General features: G+C 69.1%; 13 protein-coding genes and 4 tRNA genes. 9 read left to right on the top strand and 8 right to left on the bottom strand.

Translation table 11 applies throughout. The annotated features are described in order from the left end of the window. Positions 1-80: 80 nt before the first annotated feature. Both ABT158_RS35170 and ABT158_RS35165 read right to left on the bottom strand, forming a co-directional pair. Positions 81-2,141, bottom strand: a complete 2,061-nt coding sequence (locus ABT158_RS35170; RefSeq protein WP_352360979.1) for a serine/threonine-protein kinase — start codon at positions 2,139-2,141, stop codon at positions 81-83. 128 nt (positions 2,142-2,269) lie between these two features. After that, positions 2,270-3,253 carry an ArsR/SmtB family transcription factor gene (locus ABT158_RS35165; RefSeq protein WP_352360977.1) on the bottom strand — a complete coding sequence of 328 codons (984 nt, stop codon included), beginning with the start codon at positions 3,251-3,253 and terminating at the stop codon, positions 2,270-2,272. 135 nt (positions 3,254-3,388) lie between these two features. On the opposite strand from ABT158_RS35165, the gene ABT158_RS35160 reads away from it, so the two are divergent. From ABT158_RS35160 to ABT158_RS35150, 3 genes are all read left to right on the top strand, one after another. After that, positions 3,389-4,243, top strand: a complete 855-nt coding sequence (locus tag ABT158_RS35160; protein ID WP_352360975.1) for an isocitrate lyase/PEP mutase family protein — start codon at positions 3,389-3,391, stop codon at positions 4,241-4,243. 415 nt (positions 4,244-4,658) lie between these two features. Next, positions 4,659-5,870: a hypothetical protein gene (locus tag ABT158_RS35155; RefSeq protein WP_352360973.1), complete on the top strand. Its 1,212-nt coding sequence runs from the start codon at positions 4,659-4,661 to the stop codon at positions 5,868-5,870. Positions 5,871-6,214: 344 nt separating this feature from the next. Further along, positions 6,215-6,589: a hypothetical protein gene (locus ABT158_RS35150; RefSeq protein ID WP_352360971.1), complete on the top strand. Its 375-nt coding sequence runs from the start codon at positions 6,215-6,217 to the stop codon at positions 6,587-6,589. A 1,290-nt stretch (positions 6,590-7,879) separates the two neighbouring features. On the opposite strand, the gene ABT158_RS35145 is transcribed toward ABT158_RS35150, so the two are convergent. The 4 genes from ABT158_RS35145 to ABT158_RS35130 all read right to left on the bottom strand — a co-directional run bounded on the left by ABT158_RS35145 (position 7,880) and on the right by ABT158_RS35130 (position 9,715). Beyond that, positions 7,880-7,956, bottom strand: a tRNA-Phe gene (locus ABT158_RS35145). A 5-nt stretch (positions 7,957-7,961) separates the two neighbouring features. After that, a tRNA-Asp gene (locus tag ABT158_RS35140) sits at positions 7,962-8,036 on the bottom strand. 100 nt (positions 8,037-8,136) lie between these two features. Next, positions 8,137-8,209: transfer RNA gene (locus ABT158_RS35135), tRNA-Glu, on the bottom strand. Then, entirely contained in the window at positions 8,210-9,715 is a 1,506-nt protein-coding gene (locus tag ABT158_RS35130) for a metallophosphoesterase family protein (RefSeq protein ID WP_352360969.1), read from the bottom strand. Positions 9,716-9,802: 87 nt separating this feature from the next. Here ABT158_RS35130 and ABT158_RS35125 point away from each other — a divergent pair, with 87 nt between their 5' ends. Continuing rightward, a complete protein-coding gene (locus ABT158_RS35125; protein WP_387681579.1) occupies positions 9,803-10,153 on the top strand; it encodes a metallopeptidase family protein in 351 nt (116 codons plus the stop codon). Between the two features lie 109 nt (positions 10,154-10,262). After that, entirely contained in the window at positions 10,263-11,549 is a 1,287-nt protein-coding gene (locus ABT158_RS35120) for an MFS transporter (protein ID WP_352360965.1), read from the top strand. On the opposite strand, the gene ABT158_RS35115 is transcribed toward ABT158_RS35120, so the two are convergent. Beyond that, positions 11,550-11,846 carry a PspC domain-containing protein gene (locus ABT158_RS35115; protein ID WP_352360963.1) on the bottom strand — a complete coding sequence of 99 codons (297 nt, stop codon included), beginning with the start codon at positions 11,844-11,846 and terminating at the stop codon, positions 11,550-11,552. It abuts the gene before it with no gap. A 91-nt stretch (positions 11,847-11,937) separates the two neighbouring features. On the opposite strand from ABT158_RS35115, the gene ABT158_RS35110 reads away from it, so the two are divergent. Together ABT158_RS35110 and ABT158_RS35105 are read left to right on the top strand one after the other, a co-directional pair. Beyond that, the gene (locus tag ABT158_RS35110) at positions 11,938-13,092 is read left to right on the top strand and encodes an acyl-CoA dehydrogenase family protein (RefSeq protein WP_352360961.1); all 1,155 of its coding nucleotides are present in this window, start codon (positions 11,938-11,940) and stop codon (positions 13,090-13,092) included. A gap of 49 nt (positions 13,093-13,141) precedes the next feature. Beyond that, positions 13,142-13,217: transfer RNA gene (locus ABT158_RS35105), tRNA-Lys, on the top strand. An 81-nt stretch (positions 13,218-13,298) separates the two neighbouring features. Here ABT158_RS35105 and ABT158_RS35100 read toward each other — a convergent pair. Next, complete coding sequence (locus tag ABT158_RS35100) at positions 13,299-14,504, bottom strand: site-specific integrase (protein WP_352360959.1); 1,206 nt, start codon at positions 14,502-14,504, stop codon at positions 13,299-13,301. 376 nt (positions 14,505-14,880) lie between these two features. Here ABT158_RS35100 and ABT158_RS35095 point away from each other — a divergent pair, with 376 nt between their 5' ends. Next, entirely contained in the window at positions 14,881-15,414 is a 534-nt protein-coding gene (locus tag ABT158_RS35095) for a LysR substrate-binding domain-containing protein (RefSeq protein WP_352360957.1), read from the top strand. Between the two features lie 157 nt (positions 15,415-15,571). Further along, a complete protein-coding gene (locus ABT158_RS35090; RefSeq protein ID WP_352360955.1) occupies positions 15,572-16,216 on the top strand; it encodes a TetR/AcrR family transcriptional regulator in 645 nt (214 codons plus the stop codon). The last annotated feature ends 3 nt before the right edge of the window (positions 16,217-16,219 follow it).

Raw genomic sequence — 16,219 nt, 5'->3', positions numbered from 1 at the left:
GCGGGGCCGGGTGCGCGGCGACGGGCTTCCCTGTCCAGCCTCTTCCGATCCAGCCTTTTCCAGTCGTGCGGTCTGGTTTGTCACCACAACATCCAGGGGCTCTCCGCGCCGCCGCCGAACGCCGCCGTCCCCGTCCGGCGCCACCGCTGCCGCACGTCGTGCTTGGCCCGGATGGCCGGTGCGGTGGTGGTGAACGGCCCGCAGGTGGCGACCTCGCCATCGTTCCGCGGGGACAGCCCGGAGCAGGTGAAGGGCTGGGAGGCGTTGCGGTCCGCGTCGGTGTCGTAGAGCTGGACGTGCACGTCCGAGCGGACCGAGCTCGCCCCTCGGATGCGTCCCATCAGATAGAAGACGTCGCCCACCATGGCCATGCAGGGCGACATCTCCACGCCCGAACCGTCGCCCGCGGTGATCCACGAGCGGCATTTCCAGTCCGGCTGGGAGTTGCGCGGCGGGGCGCCGTCGCCGTCGGTCCCGGGGTCCACGGTGTGCGGGGCCTCCGTCTTCCGGCCGGCCGACGTCCGGCGGGGGTCGGCGGTACGGTTCGCCGTGGGGTCCGTCGCCGCGCCCGCCGTCCGTTTCGGGACGGCCGTGGCCGGCGTGCTGACCGGCTCCTTCGGCGTCTTCTTCGCCGACGACTTGAGCGGTTCGTCCTCGGCGCCGGACGTCTCCTCGTCCGCCTCCGACGGGACGGGACTCTCCTTCGCCACCCCGGACTCGACGGGCGTCGCCGTGCCCGCCACGTCGGCCGGCCTGGACGCCGAGAGCCCGGACGCGTCGTTCACGGCCCCCGCACCCGGCGTCCGCCATGGGGCCATGACGGCCACGGCCGCCGCGGCCAGCGCCACCGCCGTCGTGGTGCTCGCGATGACGACCAGCCGCCGGCGGGACCGTCCGGGCGGCCGCACAGCCGCCGTGCCCGCCTGAGCGGCGGCGGCCGGCCCGGCGGAAGCAACCATGCCGGACTGGGCAGCACCCCGCCCGGCGGAAGGAACCGTGCCGTCCCCACCGCCGACGCCCGACGCCGCCCCGGCCCCTGCGACATCCCCGGAGGCCGCGCGCGAGGCGGACCCCCGAACGGGCTCACCTGGCGGCCCAGCGGCGGCGGCCGGCGACGCCCCGAGCGGCGGCCCCGGGAGCGACTCGGGCACCGACCCCGGAAGCGCCCCAGACGGCAGCCCAGGGACCGACCCCGGCACCGACCCCTGGAGCGGCCCAGGCGGCGCTCCCGAGAGCGGCCCAGGCGGCGGTCCCGGGAGCGGCTCTGACGTCGCGGACGGGGCGTCGGCCCTGCCGACCCGCGGCAAGGCGGCCAGCCCCGCCACCACCGGCGCCGCCTCCCGCAGCGCCACCGCCACCTGCCCGGCCGCCGGACGCGCCGCCGGATCCTTCGCCGTGCAGGCCGCGATCACCGACCACAGGACGTCGGGCATCCCGGGCAACCGCCGCGGCACGGCCATCGCATGCTGCCGGAGCAGGGCCATCGGATGCTCGCCCACGAACGGCGGACGCCCGGCCAGCAGCTCGTAGAGGATCAGCCCGGCCGCGTAGACGTCCACCGCCGGCGTGGGGGTGCCGCCGTCGGCCACCTCGGGCGACAGGTACGTGGGCGTGCCGATGATCGAGGTGGTCTGCGTCAGCCCCGGCCCGAGGACGATCCGGGCGACCCCGAAGTCCGTCAGCCGCACCTGCCCCGTGGGCCCGTCGATCAGGACGTTCCCCGGCTTGACGTCCCGGTGGACGACGCCCGCCGCGTGCGCCGCCGCCAGCGCCTCGGCGACCTGGGCCATCAGCTCGGCGGCCCTGGCCGGCGGCAGCGTGCCGTGCTGCTGGAGCAGGCCGCGCAGATCCCCGCCCTCGACGAGGTCCATCACCAGCGCGAGCCGCTCCCCCTCGATGACGAAGTCGCGCATCGTGACGATGTGGGGATGGCGGAGGGTGCGCAGCACGTTGCGTTCCTGCACGAACCGCAGCACCAGGTCCTGGTCGCCGGCGAGGTTGCTGCGCAACAGCTTGACCGCCACGATCTCGCCGGTCTCCCGGTGCCGCGCCCGCCAGACGGTCCCCATCGCCCCGGCGCCGATCTCGTCGAGCAGCACGTACCGGCTGCCCAGGAACGCCTCGGCCCCACCCTCGTCCATCGCCCGCCTTCCCCCCGAACAGTGGGGATCACAATAGTCAGGATGATCGAGACAAAAAAGGTCAGCGCCATCGCGGCCGCACAGCACGCCCCCGGCTGACCAGGCCCGCACCCGCAACGACCCCCGGTTCACACCTGGGCCGTGAGCAGGGCGTCCGCGAGGCTCGTGCGGGCGTAGAACACCGTGCGGCCCGCCCGGTGGGTGCTGGTCAGCCCGGCGGCCCGTAACGCGGTGAGATGCTGCGACACCCCCGCCGCGGACATCCCCGACCGCTCGGCGAGCTCGGTGGTCGAGGCCGGCGAGTCGAGTTCGGCCAGGATCAACGCCCGGGAACGGCCGATCACGGCGGCGAGCGCGTCCATGGGCGCATGCCTGCGCGACTCCCACAACGCGCCGATGCCACGCGCCGGGTAGGCGAGCTGAGGCGGCTCGGACGCGACGGACCGCGTCAGCACCCGCGGCCAGGCGAAGACCGACGGCACGAGCAGCAGCCCCGCACCGGTCTCGATCCTGGTGATCGCACAGTGCCGCTGTGCCAGCTGGAGGCCGCCGCTGTCCCAGCGCACGGTGTGGTGGAGCTGGTCGAGCGTGCGCGCCGTGCCGTGCTCGGCCACCTGGCGGCCCCGGTGGAAGACGTCCGCGTCCAGCACCGACCGGATGCGCGCCCAGTAGGGCGCGATCGCGAGCTCCCAGTAGGTCTCGATCTCCGCGACGACCTTGGGCAGGTACGCCCGGGGGTGGCGGTGCAGGCTCCGCAACCGGGCCGGCAACCGGCCGTCCCGCTCGGCGGACAGCAGGTCGAGGTCGCGCCGTACCTGCTCGGGGTCGGTGGCCTCGATGGCCGCCAGCTCGTCGGGCAGCTCGTGGGACGCGGTCGTCGGATTGAGGAAGTCCGGAAAATGGCCGACGGACGCCACCATGTCGGCCAGCCAGCCACGATCGAGCCCCGCCGCCGCGAGCCGGGGACGCACCTGCCCGGCCCACCCGCGATGAGGATGGGGCACCGTGGCCCCGGCCAGCGCCCGGCAACTCGTGACGACCTCCCACATGGCCGAGACGGCGAACCTGGTCTCGGCCAGATCGTTCACCGAAAAGGCCAGCCGCGCCTTCATGCCGCCTCCCGCGGGTCCACGATTCGGTCAGAGCTTAATCAATGGACGCCTGCCTCGCGGCCCGGCAACATCCCGGACCAGGCGCCCACCGAGCCATGGTGCCGGATTCCGAACACCCCGAAGGCGGTCACCCACATGTCTGTGGACAACTTCCCCTCCACCGATGCGGCGGCGACGAAGAAGGCTGATCTGTTCAGAAAGCTCCACGCCGACTCCGTACTGATCCTCCCCAACGCCTGGGACGCCGCCAGCGCCGCCGTGATCGCCGCAGCCGGCGCCACAGCCATCGCCACGACCAGCGGCGGCGTCTCCTGGTCCCTCGGCCGCGGCGACGGCCAGCACCTCACCCGCGACGAGATGCTGCACGCCGCCCGGCGCATCGTGAACACCGTGGACCTCCCCGTGACGGTCGACATCGAGGGCGGCTACGGCCCCGCCCCCGAGGACGTCGCGCACACCGTCCGAGCCGTGGCCGGAGCGGGCGCGGTGGGCGTCAACCTGGAGGACTCCCAGGCCGCCGGCGGCCCGCTGTTCGACCTCGCCGACCAGACCGCCAGACTGCACGCCGCCCGGGAGGCGGCGGCCGCAGCGGGTCTCCCCGAACTCTTCGTCAACGTCCGCACCGACGTCTTCCTCTTCGCCATCGGCCCCTCCGCCGGCCGCCTGGACGAAGTGCTCAAGCGCACGACGGCATACGCCGAGGCCGGCGCCGACGGCGTCTTCGTCCCCGGCCTCCTCGACCTCGACGCGCTGGCCACCCTCTGCGCCGAGTCCCCGCTCCCGGTCAACGCGATGGCCGTTGCCGGCGGCCCCACCGTCGCCGAACTCACCCAGGCCGGCGTACGCCGGATCAGCCTGGGCACCGCCCTCGCCCAGACCGCCTACACCGCCGCCCGCAGAGCCGCCGAAGAACTCCTCACCACCGGCACCTTCGACACCCTGGCCGACACCCTGGACTTCACCGAACTCAACTCCCTCTTCCAGCCCTGATCCCTGGCGAAGCCCCTCCACGAACACCCACCACCACGCATCTCCCCGACGGCCGCCGAAGCCACCTCACCACAGCACGCCAGGAAGCCGGACAAGCGCCTGACGACCATCGCGACAGCACGTCCGATGGTTGCGACACTGGCGTCAACGCTCGGAACGATCGTGTTGACCTCGGGCGCGGGTCATGGGCAGTGAAGTCCGCTGAGGCCCGGCGCCGCCACGGCGGCAGCCTCCGTGGCGCACCGACGCCATCACCCCGAGGCGCCCGACCGGCTGATCGCGATCAAGACGAAGGCGCCACTCGAACTGCCGACCTTCCGCCTTCTCAGGTGCAGCGATCCCCCTGCTCCCCAGCGGCTACTTGCAGTCAGCCGTCCGCCCATGGCGCCCTTCGTGCGATATAGCGTGATCGTTCGTGAGATTTGCGACGGTACTCGTCCTCCTGCTCGCGGTCTGCGGCGCGGACGTGCAGACGACGTCGCCGGCCACGTGGCGGCTCACGTACGCGATGCGGGGATGGACCGGCACGATAGGCGCCACAGGCCAGGGACAGGCCTGGGCCCTCCTCCAGCACGACCGGCAGCAGATCAGCTCGACGATGCTCCGCTGGGACGGCGCCTCCTGGCGGACCACCGTGCTACCGCAGGGCGTCAGCGCCGACAACGCGCGGTTCGCCGCCTCCCCCTCAGGGGACGACCTGTGGCTGTTCTCCGGGGACCGCCCCTTCCAGCTGACCGACGGCCAGTGGGTGTCCCGCCCGTGGACCAGCAAGTACGAGCGTGGATCCGTCGCCGTCGGAGCCAAGGACGACGTCTGGGCATCCGAACACGGCGGCCTGGACGACTACGCCGGATCCGGACTCAGCCATTGGGACGGCCACTCGTGGAAACCGGTCCCCAAGCCGAGCCCGTACGGCGACCTTGACCAGATCTCGCTCGTCGCCGCCCCCGACGGGGACGAGACATGGGCACTGATCCATCCCCCGGGAGCGACGACGGCGATCCGGCGGAACGGCTCCGGATGGGTCACCGCTCCCCTGCCTCCCGCGCCTGGCTGCCCCCCTTCCCCCGCCGGCGACTTCTACGGCATGGCGGCCCGCGCCCACGACGACGTGTGGCTGGTGACGCAGGGCACCTTCGCGCGGTCCGGGTCCTGCGAGGTGCCCGACCGCGGCCTGATCGCCCGCTGGGACGGCACCGCGTGGAGGTGGCTCAATCTGCCGTTGGCCGAGACCTGGCTGCCGGCCGTCCGTGCGGACCGGGTCGGCGGCGTGTGGGTCGCCGCCAACCCCGCCCACGCGCAGTCGTACGTGCTCAACTTCCGCGGCGCCCGCATGACCAGATCAACGCTGCCCCCGGGAGGGGGCTGGGCGGGAATCGTGGACATCCTCCCAGAACCGAACAGCACCCGACTATGGACTCTGGCCCGACGCGTAGACGGCACCCTCCTCATCTACGAACTAATGGGACCACCCATCCCAGAGCGCCAGGACCATGCTGCCGCCGGCGACAATCCATCGCAGCGCACAACCCGAGCGAGCAGGACGGGACAGCCGGCTCAGTATCCGATCTCCCCACGGGAGCCCGTTGCCGTCCTCCGCCAACCGCTACCGGGCCTCCATATCTGACGTTGCTGTCGCTGTCAGCGAACATCAATAAGCCGCGAACGCTGATCCGTTCGGGGCTTCCTTTCTGTTCGAGCTGGTGGTCAGGGACAGGGTCGCACTGCCGACCTTCCGCTTTCAGGAGGACCGACTGCCCTGTTTCCGACACCCCAAGCTGGGGTCAGGGGTCGCGTGACGCCGGCGACGTGCGCTCGTGGTGGCCGATGTTGTCGTCACCGTTGTCGTCGACAAGCTCGCCACCTCGCGTGGACATTCGGTGGAAGCCCTTCGGTTCGGCAGACACATGTGGACTTGGCGTGGATCACCGTGTCCGGGGCCTGTCGTCGTCGACCACTACGCTGCCCCGCATGAACCAAACGGCCACGATCGAGATCTGGCGTCGTCTGCTGGACCCTGCCAAGTCCTGGGTACTGTTCGCCCATGGAACCTGCGTGATCTTGATGGATCCAGCGGAGGATCTCGCGCAGCAGGCGACCTCCCTCCTGAGGGAGTACGGTCCCGTTCGCGCTGGCACACCGGCCGGAGACTTCAACACCATCGACCTGGACGACGTACCCGGCTGGGCCGTAACCGGCCACCACCCAGACATCCTCACCTACGTCGATCCCAGCGAATTGAAGAACCACGACGACCTCACGGTCGGCCTCTTCGGCCGCAGCAAGCGCGGCCAAGACGGGCAACATCTAACCGTCATCCATGTCGAAGACAAACGCGCCTTCTGAGGCCGTCCCCTTGCTTACCGGACGCTTCGAGGTCACCCACGGCTGTCCACGATCGTCCCGGGCAGCCGTTAGCAAGATCGTGCTGTAAGCCTGCCAGCGTTAGCCTGGGCGAACGCATTTCCGAGTGATGGCGTTGTCGCACCCACGAGGAGTCCAGTTGACACCCAAGACGACGCGACCCCATGTCGCCCGAGTCTTGGAGCGGACCCGTGCTGCCCTGTGCGCCTTCGACGACGCGTTGTGCGATCTCTTTCACGGCATGCACGGCGCACGCTCGCTCGGTGACGCCGTTACCGGGCGTGCTTCCATTTGATCCGATCTCGGAGCACACGAGCGTAGTCGAATCCCTGGGCTTCCAACCGCCCCACGACCCACTGAGCAGCACGATCCTCAGGATCAAGCTCCCCCAAGTGGAATCGGAGGCTCTCGATCGCTCTCCGCTCACGAATCCGGAACCTCTTGGGAGAGAGATCCTGCGGAAGGTTGTGACACAGGCTCGCAATCATGCGCATCTGCTTCAGATGCCTCAGGGCCGTATCCGGTTCTCCAGCAGCCAACGCGCGCTCGACAAGGTGGCTGGCGGCTCGGATCTCAATGAACCCGTTGGCCATCAAGAGCCTTATGGCCTCCTGTGCCGACCCACGTTCCAATCCGACGGGACGGTCACGCGCTGTCCGCATGTCGTCGAGAAACGTGAAGCAGGAGCAGTGGCCCGCACGTTTCTCGACGCAGTGCGGGTGCTTGCAGCTGTGGTCATGCCGATGATCACGGGACCACACACCGAAGTCCCGCCTGATGCCTCTCGCACGCCGCGCTGTCCGATACTCCTCCCACCGTGCCAGCGTCTTGGGCAGCTGCTGGAAACGTCGTACGGGGACAGGCATGTGGAGCCCGCTCTTGATGAGCGCACCGTCGTTCATCCTCAGCACCATGGCCGCAGAGATGCAGCCCTCAGCGGGCACCTCCCACGACCTACGTGGCCAAGGAATCACATAGTGGGTTCCTCCCGGAGCAAGGTGAGCAGCCAGAAGCTCGAAGGCCTGCGGCTTGGTCGAGTCTGAGTCCTCACGCAACAACTCGATCATGGTGGCGGTGTCGACGGCGCGAACGGCCCGAAGCGCCTTGGGTAACACCGTTCCGTGATCCGGATCTCTTGCCACAGGCCAAGGAAGTAACCACACGAGGATCAGCCTGCCATGGACTGGATCAGCAGAGGCGGCGACGTTACTGTCACAGACACAAAAATGCCCCGGAGCGATAATCGCTTCGGGGCTTTTTGCTGTTCAAAGCTGGTGGTCAGGGGCAGGGTCGAACTGCCGACCTTCCGCTTTTCAGGCGGACGCTCGTACCAACTGAGCTACCTGACCCAGAGCGGTCCTGACGGGACTTGAACCCGCGACCTCCACCTTGACAGGGTGGCGAGCACTCCAAACTGCTCTACAGGACCTTGCGTTACTTGCGTTTCTTTCTGTTTGCGCTTGCTTAGCTTACCAGCTCTCCGGTGGCCTTTCGACCAGCCGGTTCGCGGTGCGCCAAACACTCGCAAGTGCCCCCAACGGGATTCGAACCCGTGCCGCCGCCTTGAAAGGGCGGTGTCCTAGGCCGCTAGACGATGGGGGCTCAGGATTCCCTGTCGCCTTCCGTCGGAGACCTCTGAAGCATAGGGGACGATTGCCCTTGATGCCAAAGTGGCTGACCGGCGGTCGGTGACGCGGTGCCAGTGATCGTTCCCGTTGGAGACGGGGCGTTCGTTGGCTCCGGAGAAATCATACGTTGTGGGTCGGCCTCCACGTGACGCTGGATGTACACCGACTGCTCCCCCAGCCCGCCCAGCGTGATGTCGTCCCAGGCACGCAGGCGGCGTGTCTCCCGGTCGAAGTACAGGACCGAGGCCTGTACGGGCGTGGGCTGGGCGTGTTCGAGCGCCCGCAGGCCGGCACCGCCGGTCGAGCCCTGGACGAGCATGCGGGAGCCGGACGGCAGCATGGACGTCGACCGGTCATGCGTGTGCCCTGCGAGGATCATGGGCGCGGCGCCGCTGAAGCCGCGGCCGACGACGGGGTCATGGACGGCCACCAGGTCCGCCTTGTCCACATTGGGCAGGTGCGAGCGGGCGAATTGCTTGAGCGCGTCCGGGTCGGAGTCGACGGACACCGATTTGTCGGGGGTGAACCGGGGATCGCCCAGGCCGTAGATGCGCAGGCCGGCGACCTTCTCCACCCGGTCGTCCAGGACCACGGCGTTCTTCTGCCTCTCGACCGCCCGCTGAGTGATCATCGAGTCGTGGTTGCCCCGTACGTACACGTACGGCACGCCGAGGCGGCTGATCTCGTCGACGAACTTGTTCTCCGGTTTGGTCCCGTGGTCCGAGATGTCGCCGGTGTCGATGATCATGTCGACGGCGAACTGGTCCTTGAGCGAGCGGATGACGTTCCAGGCGATGGGGTTGATGTGGATGTCCGAGACGTGCAGGACCCGGATGGAATTGGGGTCGGCGTCGTAGAGCGGCAGGGTCGAGACGGTGTCGTACAGCTTCGAGACGTTCGTGACGAGCTTGGTGAGCTGCGACCGGTACGACTCGAACTTCGTCACGATCGACTCCGCGCTGCCCACCAGCGACGGCGCCGCGGCGACCAGACCGGAGTAGCGCGGCTCCACGAGCGAGCTGGGACGGAACGTGAGGGCGGCCAGCGCCCCGGTGGCCGCGAGGCCCACAGAGGCCGCCAGAAGCCCCACCAGAGCCGTTCTGGGGCGCCTGTAGACCATCAGGACGGCGATCAGGGCCCCCGCCCCGGCACAGAGCATGCTGCGGATCGCCAGGGCGCGCACACCGTCCAGGAGGTCGCTCTCGATGAGGCCCGGCAGGCGGTCGGCCAGCTTGGGGTCCTCGATGAGCGCCTTGGCGCGCTCCTGGTCGATGTTCTCCAGGGTGATGCGGAGCCTGAGCGGGGCGTCGTGGGTGCGGAAGGTCAGCGTGCCGAGGGGGCTGGCGTCGACGACCGTCTCGCCGTTCAAGGCGGGTCTGAGCGACATGCCCGTCTCGACGGGGCCGACCTGGGCGTGCACGGTGCCGCTCAGGAAGATGCCCAGCCAGGCGCCGGCGGCGGCCACCAGGAGCACCGCCACGGCCCTCGTTGCGCGTGACCGAATGACTGCTTTCGACCTGTCAACGAACTTCATACAGTTTCTTGCATACCTGACTGGCAGGGCAGAATGGCATGCGTGATCGAGGTTTCGCGGGAGAAGTTCGAGGAACTCGTGGCCGAGGCTTTGGACACGATCCCCGCCGAGCTCACCCGCGTCATGAGCAACGTCGTCGTCACGGTCGTCGATGATCCGCCAGAGCCCCACCTGCTCGGCCTGTACACCGGTGTCCCCCTCACGGAGCGCGGCGACTGGTACTCAGGTGTCCTGCCCGACCGGATCGAGATCTACCGCAATCCCATATGTCAGATATGCAAGACAGAAGAGGAAGTCGTTAACGAGGTGCGCATCACCGTTGTCCATGAGGTGGGACACCATTTCGGGATCAGTGATGACAGGCTTCACGAACTGGGCTGGTGACCCTTTGCAGCTCGTTGACTTCTTTGGGTTGCGCCTTGCCTCATGATCGGGCACCTTAGGTCACATAGCGAACACGGTCAGTCAGGCGCAGCGGAGTCCAATGGGGGCCATGCAGGCAGGTAGGCCGCCGGGACGGCATCGCCGTGCCGAGACAGACCAGGCCACCTACGGCGAGGTCATCGCCATCCGGGAGTTCCGGGCACTCTGGTACGGCCAGGGCCTCTCCCTCCTCGGCGACCAGCTCGCCCAGGTGGCGCTCGCCGTCCTCGTCTACTCCCGCACCGGGTCGCCGCTGGCCACCGCGGCCGTCTACGCGCTGACGTACCTTCCGTCGATCGTCGGCGGGCCGCTGCTGGCGGGGCTGGCCGACCGGTTCGCGCGCCGGGGCGTCATGATGACCTGCGACGTCGTCCGGGCGGTGCTGGTCGGCGTGATGGCACTGCCGGTGACGCCGTTCTGGGCGTTGTGCGTGCTGGTGTTCTTCGTGGTGCTGCTCAGCGCCCCGTTCTCGGCGGCGCGCGCGGCGCTGCTGCCCGAGGTGCTCGAAGGCGACCGGTACGTCGTCGGCTCGGCGTTGCAGAACATGACGAACCAGGCCGTACAGATGCTGGGTTTCGCTGCCGGCGGAGCGATGATCGCCACCCTGGGCCCCTACCGGGCGCTCGCGCTCGACGCGGCCACGTTCCTCGCCTCGGCCCTGATCCTGGTCTCCGGGGTCCGTCCGCGGCCGGCCGCCCGCCAGGACGGCGCCAAGCCGTCGATGTGGGCGATGACCAGGGCGGGAGCCCAGCTCGTCTTCGGCTCGCGCAGGCTGCGAACGCTTGTCCTGTTCGCGTGGTTGTGCGGCTTCTACATCCTTCCTGAGGGCATCGCCGTGCCCTATGCCGCCGAACTCGCCACAGGGTCGTTGCCGGTGCCCGTGATCACCGGTCTGCTGATGGCCGCGATGCCGACGGGCACGGTGGTGGGCGCGTTCCTGTTCAGCAGGTTCGTGACCCCGGCGCGGCGGCTGCGGCTGATGGGGTGGATGGCCATGCTGAGCTGCGCGCCCCTGGCCGTGACGGCGCTCCGGCCGCCGCTCGCGGTGGTGCTGGCCGCGTGGGTTCTGTCGGGGATCGGTGGGGCGTACCAGCTCGCGGCGAACGCGGCCTTCGTCCAGAACGTGCCGCCGGAGCGGCGCGGCCAGGCGTTCGGGCTGGTGCACTCGGGGTTGATGGCCGTGCAGGGGATCGGGATCCTGGTCGGCGGGTTCGCGGCGGAGAGACTCGGTCCTGAGCTGGTGGTCGCGCTCTCCGGCATCACCGGAGTGATCGCGGCGGCCGTGCTCGCCCTGATGTGGACCGAGTCCCGGGACGACCGTGATGCCCAGGAGCTGCCCGCCCAGGCGCCGGCCTGATCACTGCTGCGGCTTGTGCTCGCCGGTCCAGTCGGTGGCGTTGCGCTGCTGCTGCTGCTTGCTGATCAGGTCCTGGACGATCGAGGTGTCCCGCTCCTCGTCCGGCAGCAGGAGCCAGCCGATCGCGTACAGGCCGACGCCGGCCCCGCCGAACAGGGTGGCGATGGCGAGGCCGACCCTGATCAGGTTCGCGTCGATGCCGACGTACTCACCGATGCCCGAGCAGACGCCCGCGATCATCCGGCCCTTGTTGGTGCGACGGAGCTTCTTGACGTTGTGCTCGCTGTATTCGTTCATGTCTCAAGACTGCCCCTGGGGCCGGTGTTAGCACATCAGGATTGTCCCTGGTAGAACCCTGGTAACCCCTTACGCGAGGAGAGGACCCGCCATGGACGATCTGCTGCGCCTCGACGACCGCCTCAACGGCGACCAGCGGCTGATCCGCGACACGGTCAGGTCGTTCGTCTCCGACCGCGTCCTTCCGCACGTGGGCGACTGGTTCGAGGAGGCCGTCTTCCCCGCGCGCGAGCTCGCGCCGGAGCTCGGCTCGCTCGGCCTGCTGGGCATGCACCTGGAGGGGTACGGGTGCGCCGGCACCGACGCGACCTCCTACGGCGTGGCCTGCCGCGAGCTGGAGGCGGGCGACTCGGGCCTGCGCTCGTTCGTGTCGGTGCAGGGCTCGCTGGCGATGTTCCCCATCTGGCGGTACGGCTCCGACGAGCAGAAGGAGGAATGGCTCCCGCGCATGGCGGCCGGCACGGCGATCGGCTGCTTCGGCCTGACCGAGCCGGACCACGGGTCCGACCCCGCCAACATGCGCACGTACGCCAAGCGCGACGGCTCCGACTGGGTGCTCAACGGCTCCAAGATGTGGATCACCAACGGCTCGATCGCCGACGTCGCCGTGGTGTGGGCGCAGACGGACGAGGGCGTCCGCGGCTTCGTCGTCCCCACCTCCACGCCGGGCTTCTCCGCCCCTGAGATCCACAAGAAGCTGTCCCTGAGGGCCTCGGTCACCTCGTCCCTGTACTTCGACGACGTCCGCCTGCCCGCCTCCGCCGTGCTGCCCGGCGTCACCGGACTCAAGGGGCCGCTGTCGTGCCTGTCCGAGGCCCGCTTCGGCATCCTTTGGGGGGTCGTCGGGGCCGCCCGCGCCTGCCTGGAGTCGGCGGTCGACTACGCGAAGACCCGCGTCCAGTTCGACAAGCCGATCGGCGCGTTCCAGCTCACCCAGGAGAAACTGGCCTGGATGTACGTCGGCGCCGCCCAGGCCCAGCTCACGGCCCTGCACCTGGGCGCACTGAAGGACGAGGGACGCCTGGAGCCCCGGCAGATCAGCTTCGGCAAGCTGGCCAACGTACGGGCCGCCCTGGACATCGCCCGGCAGGCCCGTTCCGTCCTGGGGGGAAACGGGATCACCCTGGAGTACCCTGTGATCAGGCACATGAACAATCTGGAGTCTGTGCTGACGTACGAGGGGACCCAGGAGATTCACACACTGGTGCTGGGGGAGGCTCTGACGGGGCTGCCCGCTTACCGGTGATGGAGGCGTCGCGGGCGGGGCGGTAATCTCTGTACCCTTGCTCGTGCGAGGGGCGTTAGCTCAATTGGCAGAGCTGCGGACTTTTAATCCGTAGGTTCCGGGTTCGAGCCCCGGGCGCCCTACCACCCCCACCTGCGGTTCCTTCCCTTATGGGAAAGTTTCTTGCTGATCGTGAGACACATGTGGGTCACACCTGGGTCACTTGGTCAGGCCGCCTTCCGGAGTTTGCGGCCGGTCCTGCGCGCCTTGCCCAGCACCAGCCGCGCGATCGCCTGGGCTGAGCGGTGATACACCTCTGGCAGCACCGAGGTGTAGATGTCGGAGGTCACCACGATGCTGCCGTGTCCGAGCGTGCCCTGCACGACCCGCAGGTCGGTGCCGCAGGCCAAGGCGAGGGTGGCGGTGCCGTGGCGCAGGTCGTGCAGCCGGATCGGTGGCAGGCCGCTCGCGCGGACAAGGTTTCGGAACCGGACGGTGAGATAGTCCGGTCGTAGGGGAGATCCGTCCACCCGCGTGAAGATCGGGCCTGTTTCCCGCCAAGCGTCGCCCAGTCGCCGCCGCTCGATCTGCTCGTGACGGCATAGCAGGCGAACCGTCTGCGGGTCCAGGGCGATGATCCGCTGGCTGGCGGCGCTTTTCGGCGGGCAGGCGATCAGGCCGGCGTCGGTGTGCACCAGTTGCCGGTTGACCGCGAGTTCTCGCCGGTCCAGATCCAGGTCGATCCAGCGTAGCCCGGCTGCCTCTCCGCGGCGTAGCCCGCGCAGCGCGATCAGCTGCCACAACGTGTACAGCCGATCGCGTCGGGCGAAGGCCAGGAATTCGGCTAGTTGGTCGGCAGTCCACACCGCTACCGTCGGGTGTTCGTCCTCGCGCCGCCAGGCGGCCACCCGCCGGTCGGTCCACACCTGCGGATACGGCCGGGAGGGCGCGGGTAGCCGGATCAAGCGTGCCGGGTTGGAGGCGATCAGGCCCTCACGCACTGCGGCGTTCAATGCCGCACGCAGCGTTGCCCGGATCCGGTGCAGGGTGGAGGGCGCGATCGACTTGCCGTAGCGGGTGCGCCGTCCGGCGAGGGCGGCGAACATGCGGCTGAGGTCTAGGGTTGTGAGCTGGGCCAGCTCGATCCGGCCCAAGTACGGGATCAGATGCAGGCGTACGTGATCGGCGTAGCCTTCGCGGGTGCTGGGCCGCAGTCCCTGCTGAGCCTGTAGCCAGCAGCGCAGCCATCGCGCCACCGTATATCCTGCCCCCAGCCCGCCGTCCCGATCGGCGGCGATCACCTCACCACCCGCGCGGTAAGCCTGTTCGGCAGTGGTGAACCCGCCACGCCGGAGCCGCTCGCGACGCCCGGCCGGGCCACCTACCTGGACTGCGAAGTACCAGCTACCGTGCCCGTCCTCCTCCAGCCGCACGCAGCTTCCGCCCAGCTGCCTACTCGTACGCGCATCGACGCATCCACATCGCTTGTACACCACGATGCGATCCTGGCGGTGTCTCATTGTCCCGTCCTTTCTTGATCGCCATTAAGGGCAGGACAACACCGACATCACCCGCCGACAACCAGGCGAGAGCAAAGACTCAGGACGAGCTGCCAAACGGATCCACACGGACCGGGCCTCGATCATCCGGCTGGTCGACGCGGTGCCGGCCGAGCAGACCAACGAATAGATCGAAGTCTGTCGCTACTTGGGCGCCGACGGCTACGCCGCCCAAGTTCGCCTTCCCGGGCGTCGTGAACTACAGAAAGCCGCGACCAAAGATCGCTAGTCGCCTGGGGCATCGGGGCCGGTGCTGGCGGCCGAGATGACCTCCAAACTCATCAGGCTCGATCCCCTCGGCGTGCTGGTCCCCGACGACCACCGCTTCGCCGTCCTCGACGGCGTACCCGTCGCCGCCCTCGCCGACGAACTGCTCCTGCTCGGCGAGGAATCGCAGACGCCGGAGCTCAACCAGTTCGTCCTCGCGCTGTGCCGCTCGGCCGGGTTCGAGCCCACTCTCTACGACGGCACCGTCGAGAGCTCCCGGGCTGCCGCCGACCTCGTACTCCAGCACCGCTGCGTGCACTGCGTCCCTTCCTCCTTCCGCTCCTCCAACCGGCCCGGCACCACTTGGCGCCCCCTGACCGACCCCACCACGTACTACCCCTGGTCCCTGCTGTGGCACGACGCCAACCCCTCCCCGCACATCGCCGGCGTCATAGACACCGCCCGCCACTTGGCCGAACAGCTCGACTGGCTCGAACCCGCCGCCCTGGCCACCGAACCGCCGTCCGGCGAAGACGCGCCGGCAGCCACCAGCAGCCGCAGCGACGAGGCTGTCTGATCCGCCTGGCGGGACTGGTGCGGGCGATGGTTGTTGTGGCTGGAGGTCAAAGCCGCAGATCAAACACCACTCGACGAGTCATGAAGCGCTACAGGCCCTTGATCACGGGCCTGCCCTCGACTTGCCAGGCATTGAACATCTGTTTAGTCTACTAAACATGTGTTCAGCATCGTCGGACCTGACCGCCCAGGCCAAGATCCGCAACGCGGCCATCGCGCACTTCGCCCGTGACGGCTTCGCCAAGACCAACCTGCGCGCCGTCGCGGCCACCGCCGGAGTGAGCCCCGGCCTGGTCATCCACCACTTCGGCAGCAAGGAAAAGCTCCGGAGCGTCTGCGACGACCACGTCCTGCGCATCCTGGTCCAGCGGGCCGACAACGCCGGCCCGAGCGGCATGCAGGACCTCTTTCGTGAATACCTGTCCAACCCGGAGGAATACCGCCTCCAGGTGCAGTACATGCTGCGCGCGATCGAGGAGGACACCCCTGCCGCGGGCACGTTCGTCGACACGCTGGTGGCGGAGTCGGAGCAGGTCCTGCGGGCCGGGATCGCCGACGGCTCGATGCGGCCGTCCTCGGACGTGCGGGCGCTGGCGGTGCTGACCGTACTCAACAGCGTGGCCACGCTGACCATGCCGCCACCCCTGGCGCGGGCACTGGGCCACGAGCAGTTCGGGCCCGACGTGCTGCGCCGCCTCGCGCTGCCCACGCTGGAGCTCTACACCCACGGGCTGTTCACCGACGACGCCGCCCTCAACGCGGCCCGGGCCGCCCTCGACGACTCACCACAGGAAGAGGACTGACAC

The organism is Nonomuraea sp. NPDC001636 (assembly GCF_040298265.1).
Taxonomy (GTDB): Bacteria; Actinomycetota; Actinomycetes; order Streptosporangiales; family Streptosporangiaceae; genus Nonomuraea.
Note: the sequence above shows the minus strand (reverse complement) of the source record. Positions and strands in the feature narration are given on the sequence as shown.